A 3,750-nucleotide genomic window follows, 5' to 3' on the forward strand; every position below is an offset into this window, starting at 1 on the left:
ATATATGGGTGTTTATCACTATACATGCAAAGTTGATGGTGTGAAAAAATGCCGATGATTTTTCGCTGGGCTTAATATTGAGCCCTTGTCTTGATACTGGTCTTAAAAAAAGTATTTATTCCATAAACAGTCAGCCCAGTGAGCAAACGTTTGTACGGTTATTGGGCTGAAATAAGGAAGTCTTGATGGCTCATTTGATCGACGACGTTCTGTTTCAATCAGGTAACAAGTTCAAAAATCGCATCGTGATGGCTCCGATGACGATTCAATCTGCTTTTTTTGATGGCGGCGTAACTCAGGAGATGATTACCTATTACGCTGCTCGCTCTGGCGATGCGGGTGCCGTTATTGTCGAAAGTGCTTTTGTGGAAAATTACGGCAGAGCCTTCCCCGGCGCACTGGGTATTGATACTGACGGCAAAATTGCCGGCCTGAAGCAACTGGCGGATGCCATCAAGGCCAAAGGCTCAAAAGCGATTCTGCAAATTTACCATGCCGGTCGTATGGCAACGCCCGAGTTTAATGGTGGCCATAAACCGATCTCGGCCAGCCCTGTTGCCGCTCTGCGTGATAATGCAGAAACTCCGCTGGAGATGACCCCGGCGCAAATCGAAGAGATGATCGAGTTCTTCGGCAATGCTGTTAATCGTGCCATTGTCGCCGGTTTTGACGGTGTGGAAATCCACGGTGCCAACACCTATCTGATCCAGCAGTTTTTCACACCATCAACTTTGCATGTATAGTGATAAACACCCATATATCCCTTTGAGTTACATGAAGTTTTTCTATAAAAATGGTTTTGGGGCGGTAATTCAGGCGATGCCGAAAACAGCCGCTGAAACCAGAGCCAAAACACGGGACAGCGGGTGGTTTCTGATAAGGCAGGCGCTGATCTTTTTCGGTAATAAGAAAGTCAGTAGCAGGGAAAAGCGGGTTAGTTTCGTACAACTCTTCTTTCCTGATCCTCACGATGACCAATAGTGTGAAGAATCAAAGAAGAGCCGTTATGGCAGCGACAGATGCCACTCGCTCAGGAGCGAGTGGCATTAGCTTTCAGAGTGAATCAATCAAGACTGGCTGGAAGCAACATAATCATTCAGTTCTGCAACCTGAGCGGTAGCAACAAACTCGCCATCCATAAAGAAGCTGACTTCCTCACCGGACTTTTCACCACGCATAACGGCCTGCTGACCGTCAGTGTAAGTCACGTGCATTTCAACTGTATGCTCATCAACCTGCTTGAAAGAAGCGGAAGTGATACCATCCAGAGGCACTTCGGTCATGGACTTATCCAGCTTGTTGTTTACCTTGAAGATGGCATCGACAGGCATATCAACAACCGCTGGAGACTTGCCAGTAATCGGGTTGGTGCCGGTCCAGAACTCGATGGTATTGAAAATGAAAAAGTCAGCAGTGGCGGCAATGCCGTAAACAGGGCTGAGCAACATGAACAGTCCGGCACGGCCATAACGGTTATCGACAACAGACAGGTTAGCTTTGGTCACCATGGCAGAGGTGCCCATCTGACCCATACAGCCAGTCAGTGAAGCAGAAAAAACAGCAATAGCCAGAGCGTTAATCGCCACTTTTTTCATGAATCATTTACTCCAAAACAGCCCAAGGCTAAATGTGCCGCCTGCCCTGGAAAAAATAAGCAAAGAGCCTGAAAAGCGACATTTTCATAACCAAAGGCTCTCATTAAAAAGGACGACAAATTATAGGGCTTTTACCTCTACTGACCAGCCATTTACTGTCGCTACTTATACTGACCACGTAGGTACTATTAATAGTCTCCCCAGAGGTACTGCATCAGCGTAATAGCCACTACCGGTGCAGTTTCCGTTCTAAGAACACGGGGACCTAACGCCAGTGGGTTGAAACGCCAGCCCTCAGCCAGCTCAATTTCCTCAGCGGTTAAACCACCCTCTGGGCCAATCAGCAGGGATACCGACCCTGGCTGTTGAAAACCACTTAATTTCTCCCTGGTTCGATGATGCAGCACAAAGTTCAACTCGGTAGTTCGGGTGGAGAGCCACTCTTCCAGCTTAACGGGCGTATGTATGGCCGGTACGATATTACGGCCACACTGTTCACAGGCACTGATAGCTACCTGCTGCCAGTGCTTCACCCGTTTGTCCAGGCGTTCTGCATTCAGCTTCACCTCACAACGCTCACTCCATAATGGGGTAATGGCTGTGACGCCAGCTTCCGTTGCCTTCTGAATGGCATAATCCATACGCTCACCGCGGCTGAGTGTCTGACCAAGCTCAATCGTCAAGGGAGACTGGGCATCACCCTCGATAAACGATTCAAGATAAACCGTAACCGACTTTTTGCTAACGCTCTCTACCCTCCCCTGCCAGGCCCCCCCTTGACCATTAAACAAAACCAGTGGCTCCGCGGGTCTCATGCGCAAGACACGGCCGACATGATTGGCTGCACTTTCTGCAAGTTCGATGATGCTGTCAGCCTGAAGTGGCTGCTCGGAATAAATGCGGGGATTTCTCATGGGGAGGCACTGGGTTGAGGGTTATGAGTTTTGGGTTATGAGGGAATAGTTAACAGGGATAATAATACCATTCACAATTCCCTCACAACTCATAACCCACCACATCAATCAGCCCCAATACCCAGGCTATCACAGATACCCTGGCAGGGAGCCGCCTGATTAAGGGTATAAAAGTGCAAACCCGGAGCACCACCTGCCAATAATTTCTCACAGAGCCGGGTCACCACCTCTTCACCGAACTGTTTAATGCTGGTGCTATCATCGCCATAAGCTTCCAGTTGCTTGCGAATCCATCTTGGAATCTCGGCACCACAGGCATCCGAAAAGCGGGCCAGGCGGGTATAGTTGGTGATCGGCATGATCCCGGGAGTCACAGGGAGATCAATGCCCAGTGAGTGAGTACGCTCCAGGAAATAGAAATAACTGTCCGCATTGAAAAAATACTGGGTAATGGCTGAATTTGCGCCGGCATCAACCTTACGTTTGAAGTTTTCCAGGTCCTTTTCCATATTCGGTGCCTGTGGATGCACTTCCGGATAAGCGGCAACCTCAATGTGGAAGTGGTCTCCCGTTTCCGCACGGATAAACTCTACCAGCTCATTGGCGTAGCGCAGCTCACCGCTGTCACGCCCCATACCTGAAGGCAGGTCACCTCTCAAGGCCACAATACGCCCAACCCCCTGGTTACGGTAAAAATTGAGCAACTTTTTAATCTGCTCACGGGAGTCACCAACACAGGAAAGATGCGGAGCCGTTGCTATATGGGTCTGGTTCTGAGTAGACAGCACCGTTTCAAGGGTTCTGTCCCGTGTTGAGCCACCCGCTCCGTAAGTCACCGAGAAAAATTCCGGTTGGTACCTGGCCAGACTGAGAGCGTGCTGCTCAAGCTTCCGGGCCCCCTCTTCAGTTTTAGTGGGAAAGAACTCAAAGCTGACAGGAGTATTATTGGTTATTGTATTCGCCATGGTATTCACCAGCAGAGGCAGCTGGCCGGTGAAGAGACACCAGCCAGCTTGAAAGGCAGTTAGTATTTGTAATCGTTACTCTTGAACGGACCATCAACAGGAACGTTAATGTAGTCAGCCTGATCTTGTGTCAGCCGGGTGATGACTCCACCAAAGCCTTCTACCATATAGGCAGCAACTTCTTCATCCAGCTTCTTCGGCAATACCGTTACCGCCAGTTTTTCTGGCTTTTTATCGGCTGGCAGATGAGCAAACCCGGCTTGATAAAGATGAATC

General features: G+C 49.3%; 5 protein-coding genes. 1 reads left to right on the forward strand and 4 read right to left on the reverse strand.

Annotation, left to right across the window (positions count from 1 at the left end):
- Window positions 1-185: 185 nt before the first annotated feature.
- On the forward strand, window positions 186-743 hold the full coding sequence (locus tag KDK13_RS16730; RefSeq protein WP_257286126.1) for a hypothetical protein: 558 nt from the start codon (window positions 186-188) through the stop codon (window positions 741-743).
- A 324-nt stretch (window positions 744-1,067) separates the two neighbouring features.
- Here the strand turns inward: KDK13_RS16730 and KDK13_RS16735 are convergent, their stop codons facing one another.
- From KDK13_RS16735 to KDK13_RS16750, 4 genes are all read right to left on the reverse strand, one after another.
- Window positions 1,068-1,595: a DUF3332 domain-containing protein gene (locus KDK13_RS16735; RefSeq protein ID WP_257286127.1), complete on the reverse strand. Its 528-nt coding sequence runs from the start codon at window positions 1,593-1,595 to the stop codon at window positions 1,068-1,070.
- A gap of 188 nt (window positions 1,596-1,783) precedes the next feature.
- Window positions 1,784-2,509 carry a 16S rRNA (uracil(1498)-N(3))-methyltransferase gene (locus KDK13_RS16740; protein WP_257286128.1) on the reverse strand — a complete coding sequence of 242 codons (726 nt, stop codon included), beginning with the start codon at window positions 2,507-2,509 and terminating at the stop codon, window positions 1,784-1,786.
- Window positions 2,510-2,613: 104 nt separating this feature from the next.
- Window positions 2,614-3,474 (reverse strand): methylenetetrahydrofolate reductase [NAD(P)H], encoded by an 861-nt coding sequence (gene metF, locus KDK13_RS16745; RefSeq protein ID WP_257286129.1) that lies wholly within the window; start codon window positions 3,472-3,474, stop codon window positions 2,614-2,616.
- Between the two features lie 59 nt (window positions 3,475-3,533).
- Window positions 3,534-3,750, reverse strand: a 217-nt coding sequence (locus KDK13_RS16750) for an adenosylhomocysteinase (protein ID WP_257286131.1), incomplete at its 5' end; no start/stop codon positions are given.

Origin of the sequence: Endozoicomonas sp. SESOKO1 (assembly GCF_024606265.1) — a bacterium.
Classification (GTDB): Bacteria; Pseudomonadota; Gammaproteobacteria; order Pseudomonadales; family Endozoicomonadaceae; genus Endozoicomonas.